Source organism: Parabacteroides sp. An277 (genome assembly GCF_002159645.1).
Taxonomy (GTDB): Bacteria; Bacteroidota; Bacteroidia; order Bacteroidales; family Tannerellaceae; genus Parabacteroides.
On the sequence record NZ_NFJB01000027.1, the window covers coordinates 34,886 to 52,935 of the forward strand.

Here is an 18,050-nt window from a genome sequence, read left to right on the forward strand (position 1 = left end):
TTCGCTTTTGAGATTAATAATTGTGACCATCGGGAGCTGTCTCACCTTCTTTTGAGGTGAGCAAGTGGCCGGGAAGTGTAATACACCGGCATAAACTTGCTCCAGTGAAAAGGAGTGAATCAGACATCTGACAATCATCGTTTGAAAAGTCCTTTCCGAGTATGTTAAACCGTTGCTGAAAGCGGTGCTTTCTCCACATTGACAAGCTGTAAATCGAAAGTTTCGACCAGCGTTTTCAAGGCCGGATTCAACGTGATAAGACGATTGAAAATTGCGTCCTTTGTCTCTTCTCTCAGCAGAAAATCGGCAATGTCATAACCTGCATCACGTTCTTCTTTTGTTGCGTTTCTTTCCATAAAATCGAAAAGAGAAACCTCTATTCCCAGGCTCCGGATCATCTCCATTTTACTGTTCCAATAGTCGGTCGCCCCCAGGTCGGGGAAGAGCAGAACACGTCGGTTTCTCAATACGCTCATGGCATCCCGATTGAACGCTCCGTTCTTTCCGCCCGAAGCAATCCAGAGATATTGCGGCAGATAGAAGCTGGATATCAAAGCACTTTTCTCACTCTCCACAAGGGCAACCGGACGCTGCTGGTCGGAGGCCAAAAGATGTTCACCAAACAAACATTGCCGAAGGTGAAAATTCTCTTTCTTCAGAAGGGAATGTACCCATGTGATGTAGTTGTGCGGCTCTTTAATCCGTCTCCCGTTTTCGGGATTGTAGAGCATCACTTTTCCGGTTCGTACCCGTCCGGAAATATCTACCTGCCAGAAGACTGTTGCTCCCGGCCAATGTTTCGAGGTTCCCACATGGTAGCGCAACATCAGCTCTTCGGTAGCCTCCTGTCCGAAATGAAAGCTCAGGAACTGAAACAGCTTGTTCGTGTGATATAGCTTCAGGGACTGCCTCATGATTTCCGGCTCAATGAAGGATGGTGCAGGAGGCAGACTGATGCGTGGCTTTGACATCGGCACAAACTCTTCGTTCAATCGCTCTTTGGCAATCGGATTCTCGTCAAAATACATTTTGGGCGTATAGTTATAGCCGCACTTTTGTTCATGGTTGCATCGCCCTACATAATTGGGAAAACTGATTTGCTTTTCCGTATCAATGTATTTGGCGAAACAACTTTTGCGGTGGCAGTTCGGGCATGTATGCCGGGTGCTGACACCTTTGTATGGTTCTAATGTAAATCTGTAGTTCATTTTTCTTTCTGTTTGGATGTTACTCTGCACATTTTCGCAACTTCACAAACCCCTCGGTTGCGAAAATGTGCATAGTAACAGGTTTATTTACTGTATTCTCCATGATTCTCTTTTCTGAATAATGTTCCGATGTGGCGTTTTAGAAACATCTTGAAAGCATGTTCCTTCATCCCGTAACTTTCAGCAATGCTGATACCTTCTGCCGTTGTAAATCTGTGAGGCAGATTCAGGTATATGTTGCGGTGCAATTCGCTCAACTGTTCCTGACTGACGGCAGTCTGCACTTTTACGGCTGTTGTCCGAAAATACTCTGCCAGCAGGATGGCACGATTCACGCTTTCAAGGTCAATCGTAGTCTTATCGCACTCTCCGCAGGTCCATCGGGCAAGCTGGATAATCAGACAAAACCGGATAATGTAGATTTCCAGTTTGCAGTAAATACCGACCAAAGTATCATTGGTTTCCATATCACATTGGCGGGCATTTTCATGCTGCCAACCGTAAAGCCGTTGCTTGGCATCTTCATCGAATGGCAGGCATTGAGGCTGCAACTCATTATTCTCGTCATGCGGACAATCCTGTGCGATCAGCTTGTCGATAACCTGTTGCCACTGGATTTCCAGTTCTTCTGGAGTTTCCCGGTCGTTCCATCTGCTTTTCAAGACAGATTCAGGCATCACGAAAAGAATACGGTCTATGAAACCGTTACTCGAACGCTCGCCCTTGACCAGTTCGCCCAGAATTTTCTTTTGGATGGTACCGATAACGGAGATATAGGGACGTCTGATAAAAATGGAACTTTGCGTACTCTTGCGGTCGGAAATCGTGGGCTTGGCATTGAACACCGAAAGCCAGAACTGTTCTTCCGAACCGTTATTGTAACGGTTGAAGTTCTTGAACCAGGCCGACAGCTCGTCCGACCAAAGGCAGAGTCCTCTGGGATTTTGGGCATGTATCAGGCTCAATCCTTCGGGAGTAATATCCGAAACAAGAAAGCGTCTGCGCACGGGAGCCTGCGGAAATTCATCCAAACCAGCTTCCATGCGTTCCTTTTTGCTCATGGACATAGTGCGTTCATACTCGGCATACAGCTTCTGATATTCCTGATTCTGACAATAGTCGTATTCAATGAATGGCTGGAAAGCGAAACTCAGCGGGTGACTCTTATTAGCTCCGGGGCGTCCAATCAGTGCCATGTACAGGATGGGGCTTTCCAGCCAGTTGCGCTTCACCTGCACCAGATGGGAGTTGCCAATCCCCACGGCAATGGCTGCAAGGATAGCCGCAGCAACATAATCCACGGGATAGCCCTGACAATCGTGCAAACTGCTGATGATACGCTGAATCCTGATAGGAAAGACTTCTATCGGGAACTCACCACCGGACATCTTGACTCCGATGCGCACAGCCTCGCCGATAATACCTTCTGCTGTTAATTTGGAGGTTTCCATATCCATGCAGATCAAAAGTTATAACCTCCCTTTGGTTTGCGTTTCGCTCCATGTACTATCTCCGCAGCCTGTTCCTGAAGTGAGATGGCCTGCATCTGCTTGCGTCCTGACTCAATCCATTGCAGCAATTCATCTTCATAGAAGTAGAGTTTCTTACCTTTTTTATAAGCTGGAATCAGTCCTTTACGCGCAAGCGTGTAAATGGTAGGCTTCGCCTTTCGTGTGATTTTACAGGCTTCTTCAATTTCAATAAGACGATGCTTGTCGGAAGAAGCCTGCGGTTGCAATGCCGCCACCATTTGCCGGATTTGTTCCATCTGTTCTGTGAGATAACCTACCGCCTGCGGTAGCTTATCAAAAGTGATTTGTTCGTTTGCCATACGTACTCGTTTTTAATTGTTCGCTGGCAAAGGAAATTGGTGTTTTGATGGTGGAAAACATCACCGGAATATAACTGTGAGATAACTTTTGATGATGATTGTTGACGGTAAATAATTAAATATCAATATAGAAAGCGATTGGATACACAGAGTTCGTGTATAAAAGAAATATATTATTAGAATATATGAGGAAAAAGCAGTAACTTTGTTTGTTATCAATTTAATTTAGTGAATACCAAAATGATACCGCAATTTGATCAAATTAGGATACAAGCGTTGAAAACACTAAAGTCGGGGGCCGTTATGAGAGCCAAAGATTTTAGAGTTCCTTTAGCAGAACATTTTCATTTGACAGATGAAGAGATGAATGCATGGTATCCATCAGGTAATGGAGAAATATTTTTAGATCGTATTTCCTGGGCTTTGTCTTATCTATTCATTGCTGGCTTAGTTGAAAAGCCTAAAAGAGGAGACTATAAAATTAGTGATAAAGGATTGTCTATGCTTGAATCATGTTCTGATGAACAGATAAGTGAGTATATTAAGACAACTGTCAACGCACGAACTCCGAAGAAAGAATCTAAAATTAAAGACACATTAGAAGAAGCATCAGAAACAACCGGAGAGAATGAACCGACTCCTCAAGAAAGTTTATATAATTCGTATGATAATATAAAACAATCCATTCAATCAGAAATTCTCACGACAATACTTAGTAAAAAGCCCCAAGAATTCGAACGATTAGTTGTGAGATTACTTCAAGCAATGGGATATGGAGGTGAAGTAAAGAACTCAGGATTTATTACAAAATTTTCAAATGATGGAGGTATTGATGGCATTATAAAAGAAGATATTCTTGGCTTTAATCATATTTCTATTCAAGCTAAACGATATGCATTAGGTAATAATGTTGGACGTAATGAAGTTCAGAGTTTTGTGGGAGCTGTAGCAGGAACTCCATCTAAAAAGGGGGTTTTTATCACTACTTCAGATTTTACAAAAGGAGCTATGGATTATGTAGATAGCTTAAATGGTTCGCCTACTGTTATTTTGATTAATGGCCATCAATTAACAGAATATATATATGATTTTGGATTGGGGCTTCAGACAGAAATGACTTTTAAGGTGATGAAAATGGATAGTGATTATTGGGACTCAATGGAAGATGATAAATGACATATATTACTCTTTTAATTGTTGTAGTTTAATGTAACATTCAGATTCCGTATGTGACATTTTACGTTCAATCGTTGAGATCTCCAAGTCACGGAGGGTATGGGCAAAAACATTCTTGATGAATGTGGCTGTGTGAATGCGCTTTATACCAAAAGCCTTGCCAATGTTCCAACCAAAATGCATAATATCAATGCTTTTAAGTTGTGAATCCACCTTTACGGGCGTTATCTTTTGCAAGGTATCGCCTGAACTATATTCAGCAACGTATGTACATAGACGGTTGAGATCCTCTTCACTCATATAGGCAACCATTGTTTGCTTCGTATAGCTAATGACCTTTTCCAATTTGGTTTGAATAGCACGATTCTTTTTTGCGATAGAATTGGTTCGCATAACTTCATATTCTGAAGGTCCAGAGATTGCTTCTTCAGTGGTAGGAGCAGGCTCAATGACATCAGGCGTAGCCTGGTTTGATTCTTTGATTGTAGTGGCTTCCGGCTCAGAAACGGTATCATTGTGATTTTTCATCGTTCGAAAAGCAGAGAAACGCAATAAAAAAGCTTCTATGCGTGGCAGCAGAAACTGATTGAAAGTTGTCTGTAAGCTGGCATAGATCGCCATTAAGACAATTACTGTCGCAAAAAATGCAACACTACTACTGAAATCGTCAACACCTTTGGATAAAACAAACTGACGAACTAAAACGCCAACAACAAGAGTACCTACCAATACAAGGGAATAGAGTGCTATATGTTCTATACTTTTCTGATTCATAGTGATATTTGCTAATTGTTTGTGCGCAAATATATGTCATTTCATAGATACCATGTTATAAATCCAAGAAAGTGGCAGCATTTGTCCTCGATATGGTACTTATTTCTATGCCATCTATGCCACAATAGAATAAAAAAGAAGAGTCCGACATGGGGTTAAAACCTAGTCGGACTCTTCTCATGTTACAGAACCAATGCTATTTTAGCGAAATTTTATTCGCCGTCTCTCTCTTCTTGGAATTGACCAAATCTGCATAGATTTGTGTCGTGGTGACATTCTTATGCGTTAGCATCTTCGACACTGTGTAAATGTCTGTACCTAAAGAAATTTGGATGACGGCGTATGAATGACGAAAGCAGTGGAAGGTTATGTGCTTTCTGATTCCGGCTTCGGCAATCCACTGTTTCAAGGGATGATGGGTCATGGAGCGGGTTAAGCCTTTGAAGACTTTTCCGGTACCCCATTCGCCACACAACTCCAGTGCTTCCTGACTGATGGGAAGGGTGGCCTCGGTTTCTGTCTTTTCGGTGCAAATACGGATGTAGTAGCCTTGGTCCGGGCCAACCTCAAAATCACGCCAGTCCAGTTTCAGAATATCACTGATACGGAGGCCTGTCATGCAGGCAAACAGGGAGGCCTGTTTCAAGACTGGAATCTTGCATGGCGTAGCTGCCAATTTCTTGACTTCATCAAGTGTCAGATACTCTTTCTTGACCTCTTTCCATTCTATCTTTTCCAAAAAGTCGTTCAAGTTCTCGCGCAACATCTTTTCTTTATAGGCTATTTTCAACAGGGCACGGAAGGTAGAATAATAGCCAGCGGCCGAATTGCGTGAGATGTAAGCATTGGGATGATTGATTTGTTTGCATTTGAGCAGGTAATCCCTGAACTTCTCGCACAGTCCCACGGTGACATCGCCAAAGGTGCATTTGCCGCCGACAAATTTCTCGAAGTGGTTGTAAACACAATCCCATTTCTCATACTTTTCCCGTGCCTTAGTCCGGAAGTAGGCAAGGAAATCGACTTTTTGCTTGTTCTTGTCCAGGAACCCGAATTCTTCATTGATAAGCGACTGGACACGGATACAGCGGATTGCCTCTGCCTTGTTCAGCATATCCTGATTGAACATTCTTTGCTGCTCGTTCTTTGGCTTGGCATAGATGTAGATGCCAAGGAATTCCCGGCGACTCATCTTCATCGTATAAGGATTGCGGATGGCCGGATAATAATCCAGATAAAGAGATATGCGGTCGTTACGCAATGGCTTTTGTCTCAGTGTTACGTTGGTGCATGTAAGTGTCATAGCTATATTGTTTTTTGATTAATACTTGTTTTTGTTGCAAATAAAATAGGTGTTCTAATGGTGGTATTTATCACCAGAAAATAACTTTTGCCTCATTCTATCTTTGGAGGCTCAAAGAACTTGTCCAGCTCTGCCCGCAGGATCTTGGTATATTTACCGACCTTGATACGGGGAATATTATGGTATTTTACATAATGGTAGAGTTGATCCCGCGTCAAATTGAATCGCTCCATCGCTTCGGCAATGGTGTAGTATTTGGGCTCTTCTGGAGCTATGAGACCTTTGACAATGTCCACATGCTTTTTGGAATAATACACCATGATGCCGACTTTCTTTTTGGGAATGGCATTCTTTGATACAAAAGAATAAATGGCCGTTAGTGTCATGCCGAACTTCTCCTGCATGTCTTGCGTGCTGTACCATTCCTTGATCTCAGGGTCTGGAGCTTTTTTTGCGAAGTAGTCATCAATATGCTTTTTGCTCCAATAGGTTTTTCCACGATGAAAGGTTCGTGGAATATTATGTTCCTTAGCGATATGAAATATCCAGGAATCCTTTATGCCATACTTTTCCTTAACTTCAGCTGTGGTGTAGAAATCTGATATTGGAGTTTTCTCTTTGGGCTTATTCTCATTATTGGAAGCAATAATGTAGTCGAACATTTTATCAATATCCGAACGCCGTACAAGAGTTTTCCCATCAAATCTGACTGCTTTGATTTTCGCGTTTTTGATATACCGATAAATTGAGGTACGGCCTACACCTAAAAATGCGGCAACTTCAGTAGGGGTTAAGAACTCTTTTTCAGAATTAGGTTTTAATTCTGTATCATGTTTCAAGTGGAATTCTTGAATTCGTTTTTTTCTAACTCGATCTTTGTATGCGAGGTTTGCGCACCTGTGTGAACAGTATGCGGTAGTGATCTTGTGGGCGGTAAAAATAGTGCCACACCACTCGCATTTCTTTTGAATTTCAATGTTACTAGCCATTTTAATTATCTTTTTAGTTCGCCAAATCTGTTTCATTGCGTACCACAGCGTTCCAAGGCGTTCCAGGTTGTCCACCATCTGGCAGACAGTAAACCCGGCTTTTGGCTTGTGAGGTACACAGGAGGTACAAAAAATGGCGTAAAAAGGCTTAGCAACGATTATCAACGATACTTGTGCAACAAAAAAGGCGCCCGTAAAGAGCGCCATATTAATCGATTATAATCAATTTAACTATTTGATAATCAAGTATTTACTTGCCGATGCAAAAATTCCTAAATATATTTCCCAGTACTTCGTCCGTGGTCACTTCGCCCATTATATCTGAGAGGTGATAGATACATTCACGCAAATCTTGAGAAATGAAATCTCCTGAAAGTCCTGATGATAACCCTTCCTCGACGCGTTGAATAGCATGAAGTGCTGAAGTTAGAGCTTCGTAATGTCGAGCGTTGGTGATGATGATGTCTGCTTGGCTTATTTGGGGTAGATGGGTAGCTTCTATCAACATCGTTTGGAGTTGGTTCAATCCTTCATGTTGTTTAGCTGAGATGGAAATTGTATGTGTATTTTCAGGGAGACCTGCAATGTCGGAATGCACAACAGAGGGCAAGTCTGATTTGTTGAATACGACGATAAGTTCTTTTTCTTGGCAACGAGGGAGAATGCGGGGAGAGAGATTTGTTATTTGTTCAAGGGCATTAGTACTATCAATGACCCATAAAATAATCTGAGCTTGGTCAAGGGCATGGAAACTCCGTTCGATACCCATGACTTCGATAGTATCATGTGTATCGCGTATGCCTGCCGTGTCGATAAAACGGAATATTTGCCCTTGAATGCTTACGGTATCTTCAATTATATCCCGGGTAGTCCCGTGTATGTCGCTGACAATTGCTTTTTCTTCGTTGAGTAGAGCATTCAGCAACGTCGATTTACCTGCATTGGTTTCTCCTACAATCGCTACGGGTATACCGTTTTTTATGGCATTACCGGCTTTAAAGGAGTGAATCAATTTAGACATGGTTTGCTCTATTTGAGCTGCTATTTCTTTTAGTTCATGCCGGTCTGCAAATTCCAACTCTTCATGGTCTGCAAAATCCAATTCCAATTCCATCAGGGAGGTGATATGCAGTAGCTTCTCACGCAAGATTTTTAGTTCCCGGCTAAATCCTCCGCGCATTTGGCTCATCGCTAGTCGATGTTGTCCGGCCGAGGTAGAGGCTATCAAATCAGCTACAGCTTCTGCTTGGCTTAAATCCATTTTTCCATTCAGGAAAGCACGTTGGGTAAACTCTCCGGGCTTGGCTAACTCGCATCCATTTTGAATCAAAAGTTGTAGTATTTGTTGTTGTATGTAGATGGAACCATGGCAAGATATCTCGACGGTATCTTCTCCGGTAAATGAGTGGGGCGCGCGGAATACGGCGATTACCACATTATCGACGGTCTCTCCTCGTTCGTTTTCAATGGTTCCATATTGTAAAGTGTAGGCTTTCTGCGATTGGATGGTATGGCCTTCCCGATGCGCATGGAATATCTTGTCACATAAAGCAAAGGCATCCGTGCCCGACACACGGATGACTGCAATACCGCCCACGCCCGGAGCGGTGGATATCGCACAGATTGTACTCATTTAAACGGTTATTAATTCATATTGACGGGTTCCGATGCCTCTTTTCTCTGCGTGGTCGAGGGCTGCTTCCCATTTCGTATCCGGATGCATGAGGTGGAACTTGTCTGTATGTTCCAAATGCCCTTCATGCGGTTTTTCGGCGAGGCGGTTGTTCGTCTCGAGGATAGCGGCTTCGTTGACCATGTCGGCACAAGCTTGGTCGAGCGCGACGGGGTCGAAAGAAGCGAGGATACCTAAATCCGGAATGATGGCGGCATCATTGTGGTTCCAGCAATCGCACTCGGGCGATACGTTCATGATGAAACTTACATGGAAATGGGGTTTCCCTTTTAATACGGCTTCCGTATATTCGGCAATCTTGTAGTTCAAGCGTTCCGACGTAGTCCATGAAGCCAATACGGCGCCTTCATATTGGCACAGGGCGACACATTGTCCGCATCCTACGCACTTCGTGTAGTCTATTTCTGCCTTATGATTGGCATTGAGATGGATGGCATCGTGGCGGCAATGTTTCACACAAATGTTGCATCCTTTGCAATTATCCAAGTTGACGGTGGGTTGCGCGTCGCTATGCAATTCCAATTTCCCGGCTACGCTGGCTGCTCCCATGCCGAGGTTCTTCAACACGCCTCCGAAACCGGTTTGCTCATGTCCTTTGAAGTGTGTCATCGAGATGATGATGTCGGCATCCGCTACGGCCGAACCAATCTTCGGGGCTTTGCAATATTCTCCATCTATTTCAATTTCGCGGCATTCGGTACCCTTCAGTCCGTCGGCGATGATGACTTCGCATCGTGCCGAGATAGGGTTGAAGCCGTTTTCCATCGCGCTATGCAAATGGTCCACCGCATTCGAGCGTCCGCCCGAATATAAGGTATTGCTGTCTGTCAAGAAAGGCTTTCCGCCCAGGCTCCGGATAATGTCGGCCATCCGTGCGGCGTAGTTCGGACGGATATAGGCCAGATTGCCCGGTTCGCCGAAATGTATTTTAATGGCCACAAATTGCTTGTTGAAGTCGATGTTGGCGATTCCTGCGCGTCGCACCAATCGTTCCAACTTATCCAACAGGTTGGTTTTTGAATTCGTACGCAAATTGGTAAAGTAAACTTTAGATGATTCCATACTTCGTTTGTCTTTTATGAATTATTGGTTATATCGCTTATAGCGCTGCAAAGATAGGCATTTTGCCTTGAATTTAGTACGATAACGGTTCGCTTTTATCGAGGTGGATGGACGCATTTATCATTATAAACAGAAGCAGAAAGAGGCTGCACCGCGCTGGGTACAACCTCTCGGAAAGTAGCATCTCTATGTCTGACAAGAGATTTATTTAGAACGAGTATATTCGTAAAGGATTTTCCCTTGGCCGTTTATCATGTAGAATGTGATGGCTTGGTCGTTCATCGAAAAGAGGGTGAACCCGGCGTTGTCGTTGCAGAACTTCGTCCCTTCGATGGGCTGTACTTTCCGTGCCAGCGAACCGGCCGAGTTGACGATGTAATCCACTTGGCTACCGGCCGGCTGGATATGCTGGAAGTTGTGAATATGGCCACAGAGGTACATGTCTACCTTATATTTATTGAGCAACGGTTCGACATGGCGGCGCATATCTTCGCATTCGCTTTTCGACTTTTCCGTTTGTGCATAGAGCGGATGGTGCCCGGTGACGATTTTCCATTTGGCTTTCGAGCCGGCCAAGGCGCTTTCCAGCCAGCGCATCTGTTCGTCGATATTTTGCAATCCGGCGTCGGGATATTTGTCTTCGTTTGTGCGGTAACGTTCGATGAGCGGCGTCGTATCGATGAAGAATATCTCGGCCATCTCTTTGTCCAGTTCAAACAGTTTGCTGTAATAGCGTCCGTTTATCATCCAGCGGCGGCTGACGCGGCCGTAGTCCAAGACGGCTTGCGTGTTGCCCCGGTATTCATGGTTGCCACAGAGGGTGAACCAATTAATCATCAGGTCGGGGTGGCTGTATATCAATTCGAAGTTGGTCATCCAGAGCGGGTCGTCCGTGCTGGCCACGCCGTTAAAATGGTGGATGTCTCCTGGTGCTACCACAAACTCGATGTCTACCTGTTCAGCTATCTTTCCCATCAGTTCGGCGATGGTTTTTTGTTCGTAATATCCATTGCGCCCCAAGTCGTTCGCGAGGAAGAAATTGAGGTTGTCTTCCGGAATGTCGGGAAGGGCGATGCCCGTGGGGGCTTCGTTATATAAGGTAGCGGCACGGTCGGCGCGGTCGGCTGCTTTCTCCGAACGGCTGTTGGCGGCCACGGCGGTGGTGCCTCCCAATGCGCCGGTAGCGAAAAGTGCGCCTAATGCTTGTAAATACTTTCGTCTGTTCATATGGGATTGAAAAAAATTTAAATGTTATTGTTTGCTTTTCGTGTTGCGATCAAGAAATATCTTTTTCTTTGTTATCTGGAAGTGCAGTGTTCAAAGATTTTTTAATTCTTTGCTCTCTGGAAATCCAATATTCAAAGATTTTTTAATTCTTTGTTCCCTGGAAATGCAGTGTTCAAAGAACCTGGATTTCTTTGTTCTCTGGAAATGCGGTGTTCAAAGAACTCGGATTTCTTTGTTCTCTGGAAACGCAGTGTTCAAGGAGCCTGGATTTCTTTGTTCTTCTGAAATGCAGTGTTCAAAAATTTTCGGTTTCTTTGTTCCCTGGCATTCCAGGGAACAAAGATTACCTGAGATAGGGCATGTCTGCTTATTCCGCATACGCTCCAAACTGTGCTGCTACGGCTGGCGAAGTGTAGGTCTGTCCGTTTACCGTCAATCCTGTCGTGGAGAAATACGGAGCGGCAAATTCTTCTGAGCCCGTGCATGCACCTGTCAAGACGGGAGAGCCCGCATTCACGTGGAAGTCCCAGGCTTCGTCGTAGGTGTATTGCGTAAGCGGAACGGCGTTGATGTCGAAGTTCACAAACTGCGGATTCTGTCCATTCTCTTCGGTTGCGATGATGCTGTGCGCGTCTACCACGCCTACGTTATAGTCTTCGTGCTCGTAATTATAACCTTGCCAAGCGTAAGCCACGCCCGATTCTTCATCGAAGACAATGTCGCTTTCCTGGCTACCCGACGCATAGAAGTTATAGTCGATGACAGAGCTATCGTCGTAACCCTCTTCCGGGTCGTTCGGAATCGTGAAGCTCGGCGTCATAGCACGGAACTTACAGTTTACAATCAAGTTGTTGAACACATTGGCCAAGATGTTTTTCTCGACATAGATGCAACCTCCCTTTTCGCCGTCGCGACGCCAACCGGCATTGATGATGGTGTTGTTATACGCTTGAACCAGTGCCTGCGCACGCGTTTCGCTCTGTCCGGAGCTGGAGAGTTTCAAGCCGTTGGTATTCGGACTGAACATCACGTTGCCTGCCACGTCCACTTTGCATCCGGCTTTCACGTTGACAGCTTCCGCACCGTCGTATCCATTCGCCGCAAAGAAGTTGTTGGCGATGATAGCCTCGCCGCCCATGAGGTAAATACCATCCGACCATCCGTTGCGGATGATGTTGTTCGTGATGACATACCGTCCGTTGATGTTGTTCGTCGTAATCTGCGGATAAGCGTCGTCGCCCGCCGTGTAAACACCCGAAGTGGCAGCCGGAGAACCCTCTACGACTTGTCCGCCGGTGTATTCGATAATGGTATGGTCAATCAACATCTCCTCACACGTTTCCGAAGCGACGATACCGCCCCAAAGTCCGGCAAAAATGTTAGCCTCCGTGCGGTCCGCTTCCGGAACCGAGAACAATACCGGTGCCTCTTCCGTTCCTTCGCAATAGAGATTACCATCCACGGTAAATTCAATCGGCGTATGGTTGACGCCTACACCCGCTGTATTGAAAATGACCTGCGCACCAGCCTCAATCACCAACGATTTGCCTTCGGGAACCACGAAATGGTCGTCCAGATTGACTACCGTATCGCCCGGCCACGTTACCACGTCGGCATTAGCCCAAGGGTCGGTCGGTTCTTCCGGCGTATCTGGGGTATCCGGCGTGTCAGGTGTATCCGGTTGTTCGGTTCCATTGTTTACAGGGTCATCTTCATCACATGCGGTAAAGCAAGTGGCTGTGGCGAGCATAGCTGCGCCCATCAATAAGTAATTCTTGAAATTCATAATTTGATGTATTTAAAATGTTATTGGTTGTTGTGTTTATTTCAATTTGTAGCGAACGCCAATCATAATGGATTGCCCATGCCATTCTTTGCGTTCAATCACATTGCCATCGTGCCGTTCATAATCGATGTTGGCCGTGCGCGGTCCGTTTTGGATGTAGCGGAGCAAAGGCACGTCGAGCAGGTTCGATGCTTTGGCGAAGATGCTGATGCCGCAATCGAAGCTCTTCTCTACGGAAGCATCTAATTGGAAATAGCCTGCTTCCCAGATATCATCGTCATACCAGTTGGAAATATCGCTTAAACGTTTGCCGGTATAACTGCCTGCCAATTGGCCTTCCCAACCGTGATTCGTATCTTTAAAGAGGAGCGAGAGGTTGGCCACGTGTGCCGCCTGCCCAAACAACGGGCGCGACTGTTCGATGCTCCGTACCTCGGAACCTTCCATGATGCGCTTGTCTGTCGTGACCTTGGAATGCGTATAGGTATAGTTCGCCTTGATGCCAAACCAGTTGAAGTACTTCATGATGTCTACTTCCAAGCCGAGATTGGTAGCATCGCCGAAGTTCATCGGTTGGTAATAGGTGTCTTGTCCTTCGTTAATCAAACCATATTCAATCGGGTCTTGAATATTTTTATAAAACAACCCTACCATAAACTGTTCGGACGATTTCGGAAAGAACTCGTAGCGGAGGTCTATATTGTCGGCCACCGTATGTTTCAGGTCCGGATTACCCTTTTCCTTGTAATCTTCATTGATAATGCTATACGGTACAATCTCGAAGAAACTCGGCCGGTTGATGGCACGGGCATACGAGAGGCGAAGGTTCGCGTTTTTGTGTACATTGTATTTGGCATGGAAACTCGGTAAGACGTCGGTATATTTCTGATGCCCTTCCGGGTCTACATCGCGCGGGAACTTCAAGACATAACCTTGGTCTGTATGTTCGACGCGGATACCGGCGATGAACTCCCATAGGTTGAACGTATATTTCGCCATGCCATACCCGGCGCCTACCTTTTCAGATGCATCGTAGTTCAATGGGTCTCCGATATTGCCGTAGCGGCGTGGCGTGAGCAGGATTTCATCGAAATTATTCCAATCTTCGCCTAAATATTGTGGGTCACGTGCACCGGTTGCCGAATCGAATGTATATTCGTTGAAGAAGCTGTCGCGTTTCTTGTCCCGATACATACCACCGACTGAGAAATCGAACGCCGACGCATTAGGCAATACCCATTTATAACTTAAATCAATGTATCCAGCCTTATCGCGATCCGAATTATGTTCCCAACGACGTGTAGCGGCTCCTGAAGTGGAAACGTGCGTTCCTTGCAGGAAGATTTCCGCATTGTCCGGCGTTTCGCTATAAGCTTTCGAAAGGACTGCCGACCAATTCAACTTCAACGCATTGTCTTCTAAGAAATGATGTTCGCCTTTCAGCGTGGAGTTGATGATGTATTGGTGGTTGTATTTCATGCGGACAGCCCGTTCCTTGTCGTCTTCTCCGTCGCGCACTTCGGCTTCGCTCATGTCCATGTATCCATTATACCAAGTGAGTTTGTGTTGTGGGGTAATATGGTAATCCAATTTCGCATGGGCTCCGATGCGTTGCTGTTGGGCCGAATAGTTTCGGTATTCGATTCCATTGTGGGAGGTACCGGGTTGATAATAGAGTTGACTTTCCTTTCCTCGATAAGTATTCAGATAGCTGGCTGCCAACATGACGCCTAATTTGTTGCCAAAGAAACGGTCGCCATACGAAAGACCGGCGGTCAAATCCGGTGCGGGGCGTTTCCATTTCATGCGGAGGTTGTCGTTCCGGAAATTGTCTGCCGTGACTTGATAATCTTCCGGTTTACCCATGGCTTCGTAGGGCGATTCCTTGACAATAGCTCCGTGGTTGAACGATTGGAAATCACGTCCGAAATACATCGCGTTGTAGCCTGTCGATATATTGGCGGTAAACTGTCGTTCCGTTGGAGCATCCTTCATAATCAGATTGACGGCACCGCCGATGCCATCTCCCTCCATGTTGGCAGTAAGGGATTTCGTCACTTCCAAGCGGTCCAACATTTCAGATGGGAATATATCCAAAGGAACGAAGCGGTTCTTGTTGTCCGGGCTGGGGATTTTCACGCCATTTATTAACGTATAGTTATAGCGTTTGTCCATGCCACGGAGGATGGCGTATTGCCCTTCGCCGCTACTGTTTCGCTCAATTGTCACGCCAGACATGCGCTGGATGACGTTCGCCACGGTGATATCCGGCGACAACTCGATAGCCTTCGCACTCATGACGTTCACCACATTCATGGCTTGCTTCTCGATACCCCGCGCACCGGCTTCCGTACGGCCCGGATTATGCGCTATGACCGTCACCTCGTCCAGCATTTGCGTGTCTGCTGGTAAATCGAACAAGATGGGGTCGGTGGTGGAAGCCGATATCGTCTTTTCAATCGTTTTATAGCTGATATAGCTGCATACAATAGTGATTTTCTCTGCGTTGGGGACATTGTCGATTACAAACGAACCGTCCAATCCCGTGGTAGAACCAATATTTGGATATTCTTTGATGTAGATAGTCGCGCCAATAAGTTCTTCTCCTGTTTTCGCGTCCTTCACATAACCTTTATAAGTGGCTGCACCCATTTCCGTCAAACCTAAAATGACAGATGCCGCCGTCAAAACAAACCGTCTCATGTATTACCTTCTCTTGTTTTTCTGGGTGCAAAGGTAGACGGATGTTGTAACAGGATTTTGAAGAAAATGATACAATGCCATTGCCAAAAGGTTGCAAACGGGTTACATGCTTTCGGTGCAACAGGTTAGCATCCCATAGTCAATGCGGCTTATCTAATTGTTGTTGGATAAAGGCACGAATCTCTGCCTCTTGCGATGGATGGAACCAGCTAATCTCGGCATCGCGTTTGAACCATGTCATTTGCTTGCGGGCATAGACGCGGCTGTTTCGTTTGATTTTCTCGACGGCTTCGTCGAGCGTCCAGTTTCCGTCGAAGTATTGGAACAGTTCCTTGTATCCGACGGTGTTGAGCGAGTTCAACTCGCGAAAGGGATAGACGCGCCGTGCCTCGTCGAGCAATCCGTCGGCCATCATCTGGTTTACGCGGCGATTGATGCGGTCGCACAGTTCTTCGCGGTCGCGCGTCAGGCCGATTTGTAGGATGCGGAAGGGGCGTTCCTTGCGTGTCCGCGTCCGGAAAGAGGAATAGGGGAGTCCGGTTTGCCGGCAGATTTCAATCGCATGGACCACCCGCTTGTAATTATTCCGGTCTACCTCCTCGTAATGCGCAGGGTCTACCTTTTGCAGCTCCTCCAAGAGGGGTGCGAGTCCTTTGGCGTGGTAATCGGCCCATACCTGCTCGCGGATATCAGGCCGGACGGTCGGGATGTCGTCGATGCCCTTCGTCACGGCGTCGATATACATCATGCTTCCGCCGGTCATCACCACCGCGTCGTGCTCCTTATATAATATAGGTAGGAGAGAGAGGACGTCCGTCTCGAATTGGCTCGCGCTGTAGTAATCTGTGAGGCCGAGCGTGCCGACGAAGTAATGCCGCACGCGCGCTAATTGTTCCGGTGTCGGGGCGGCCGTCCCGATGGGAAGGTCGCGGTAGAGCTGCCTCGAGTCGGCCGAGAGGATGGGCGTACCCAACCATTCGGCGATGCGCAAGCTCAGTTCCGTCTTCCCGACTCCTGTCGGTCCCAGCAAAATTACCAATGTATTCACGTGCAACCATTAAAAATGAAAAGGCAAAAATGAAAAACGCATCCGGACCGACTCCTTTGGAGAGACATCCACCCGGAAAACGTTTTTCATTTTTACCGTTTCATTATTCATTTAATACCGGTCGTCGTCGTAGGGGTTGTCAAACGATTCGTTGTCCAGCCCTTCGAAGCCCTCTTTGTCCAATTCATCGATGTCGTACTCCGTATCGCCGTAGAAATCAGAGTCGATGTCGGTCGATGTGTTCATCTTATTGTCAAACTCATCCAACGGCATGATTTGTACCGGAGGCGTACCCTTCGCCTTGGTGCAGACCGGATCCATCAGGGTCTTGTTTGGGATGATTTCGCGCAGTTCCATAAAGAAGGCGCGTTCCGTCATGTAGTCGAACACGTAGAGCAGCTTCTGGTGCTCGTCGGTCAGCAGCTCGTCGAGGTGCGTATCCTCCATGATGTAGTTGTCCTCGTCGGAAGAGGTATCCATCTCTACGAGTGTCACTTCCGTGCGTTTGCTCCAGTCGTCGTCACACACAAAAAAGGATGCCATCTGGTCTTTTGTATAATTCACAGATTCGAGAATCGCGTTATGTAAGTCCAGAAAAGTGGCTTCCGAATCAATTTGGATTTCTCTTTTAAAGTCATCCACTTCGTCTGATAATAATAAGAATCTAAATACCATTGTTGTTTTATTTTTGTTGGCTCAAAAGTAGGAAAAATAATTGAAACGGACGTAAAGTTAAGCACATTTCTTCCTCATGAACGGTACGAATACCTATTTTCCTTTCAAAAAGGGGGGAACAACCTCTCCCTATCTCTTTTTCTTCTAAAAAACGATCGTTTTTATAAAGCGAGAGGCCTCGGTTTTCAATAAGAAAATCGTTTTTTAGAAGGAATAGTACTTGCTATTCATAAAAAAGTATGTTTTTTAGAAGGAAAGATGATTTTTCTTCTTATATGTCTTCATTATTAGAAATATGGATTCATATACTTCTAAAAAACGATTGTTTTTTAGAAGTAAACTATCTATTTTTTCTTCTAATATATATGATTTAGAATGGAAAGATACTTTTCTTCTAAAATATAGTCTTTTTATACAAAACCAAGCACTTGGTTTTCGAAATATAGCTATTTCTTAGAAGAAATAGTGGCTCAGTAGAAATTTAGTGGGGATATGCATATAGTTTTGCAATACGGAATAAGAAGAACTTCTTGTCTGCAACCCCTCTGAGGTTTGCTCTGAATAGTTTGATTTTA

Annotated in this window: 14 protein-coding genes; 1 reads left to right on the forward strand and 13 read right to left on the reverse strand. The window is 45.5% G+C overall.

The features are described 5' to 3' along the window. Positions 1–164: 164 nt before the first annotated feature. The 3 genes from B5F77_RS11275 to B5F77_RS11285 form a co-directional block, all read right to left on the reverse strand. Positions 165–1,208: a DUF6371 domain-containing protein gene (locus tag B5F77_RS11275; protein WP_087330830.1), complete on the reverse strand. Its 1,044-nt coding sequence runs from the start codon at positions 1,206–1,208 to the stop codon at positions 165–167. Positions 1,209–1,291: 83 nt separating this feature from the next. After that, on the reverse strand, positions 1,292–2,659 hold the full coding sequence (locus tag B5F77_RS11280; RefSeq protein ID WP_087330832.1) for a DUF3987 domain-containing protein: 1,368 nt from the start codon (positions 2,657–2,659) through the stop codon (positions 1,292–1,294). Between the two features lie 11 nt (positions 2,660–2,670). Further along, the gene (locus tag B5F77_RS11285; protein WP_087330807.1) at positions 2,671–3,039 is read right to left on the reverse strand and encodes a helix-turn-helix domain-containing protein; all 369 of its coding nucleotides are present in this window, start codon (positions 3,037–3,039) and stop codon (positions 2,671–2,673) included. 240 nt (positions 3,040–3,279) lie between these two features. Between B5F77_RS11285 and B5F77_RS11290 the strand changes: the two genes are divergently transcribed. Continuing rightward, entirely contained in the window at positions 3,280–4,215 is a 936-nt protein-coding gene (locus tag B5F77_RS11290) for a restriction endonuclease (protein ID WP_087330809.1), read from the forward strand. Positions 4,216–4,221: 6 nt separating this feature from the next. Here the strand turns inward: B5F77_RS11290 and B5F77_RS11295 are convergent, their stop codons facing one another. The 10 genes from B5F77_RS11295 to B5F77_RS11340 form a co-directional block, all read right to left on the reverse strand. Further along, the gene (locus B5F77_RS11295) at positions 4,222–4,989 is read right to left on the reverse strand and encodes a mobilization protein (protein WP_087330811.1); all 768 of its coding nucleotides are present in this window, start codon (positions 4,987–4,989) and stop codon (positions 4,222–4,224) included. A gap of 196 nt (positions 4,990–5,185) precedes the next feature. Next, positions 5,186–6,292 carry a site-specific integrase gene (locus B5F77_RS11300; protein WP_087330813.1) on the reverse strand — a complete coding sequence of 369 codons (1,107 nt, stop codon included), beginning with the start codon at positions 6,290–6,292 and terminating at the stop codon, positions 5,186–5,188. A 92-nt stretch (positions 6,293–6,384) separates the two neighbouring features. Further along, complete coding sequence (locus tag B5F77_RS11305; protein WP_087330834.1) at positions 6,385–7,281, reverse strand: helix-turn-helix domain-containing protein; 897 nt, start codon at positions 7,279–7,281, stop codon at positions 6,385–6,387. Positions 7,282–7,531: 250 nt separating this feature from the next. Next, positions 7,532–8,914 carry a tRNA uridine-5-carboxymethylaminomethyl(34) synthesis GTPase MnmE gene (mnmE, locus tag B5F77_RS11310; protein WP_087330815.1) on the reverse strand — a complete coding sequence of 461 codons (1,383 nt, stop codon included), beginning with the start codon at positions 8,912–8,914 and terminating at the stop codon, positions 7,532–7,534. Next, positions 8,915–10,036, reverse strand: coding sequence for a DUF362 domain-containing protein (locus tag B5F77_RS11315; protein WP_087330817.1), 1,122 nt, complete (start codon positions 10,034–10,036; stop codon positions 8,915–8,917). A 204-nt stretch (positions 10,037–10,240) separates the two neighbouring features. Continuing rightward, positions 10,241–11,263 (reverse strand): metallophosphoesterase, encoded by a 1,023-nt coding sequence (locus tag B5F77_RS11320; RefSeq protein WP_087330819.1) that lies wholly within the window; start codon positions 11,261–11,263, stop codon positions 10,241–10,243. 367 nt (positions 11,264–11,630) lie between these two features. Beyond that, complete coding sequence (locus B5F77_RS11325) at positions 11,631–13,049, reverse strand: hypothetical protein (RefSeq protein ID WP_087330821.1); 1,419 nt, start codon at positions 13,047–13,049, stop codon at positions 11,631–11,633. Positions 13,050–13,085: 36 nt separating this feature from the next. Continuing rightward, positions 13,086–15,701, reverse strand: a complete 2,616-nt coding sequence (locus B5F77_RS11330) for a TonB-dependent receptor (protein WP_087330836.1) — start codon at positions 15,699–15,701, stop codon at positions 13,086–13,088. A 190-nt stretch (positions 15,702–15,891) separates the two neighbouring features. Next, positions 15,892–16,800, reverse strand: a complete 909-nt coding sequence (miaA, locus tag B5F77_RS11335) for a tRNA (adenosine(37)-N6)-dimethylallyltransferase MiaA (RefSeq protein ID WP_087330838.1) — start codon at positions 16,798–16,800, stop codon at positions 15,892–15,894. 111 nt (positions 16,801–16,911) lie between these two features. Then, complete coding sequence (locus B5F77_RS11340) at positions 16,912–17,475, reverse strand: hypothetical protein (RefSeq protein WP_087330823.1); 564 nt, start codon at positions 17,473–17,475, stop codon at positions 16,912–16,914. Positions 17,476–18,050 lie beyond the last annotated feature (575 nt).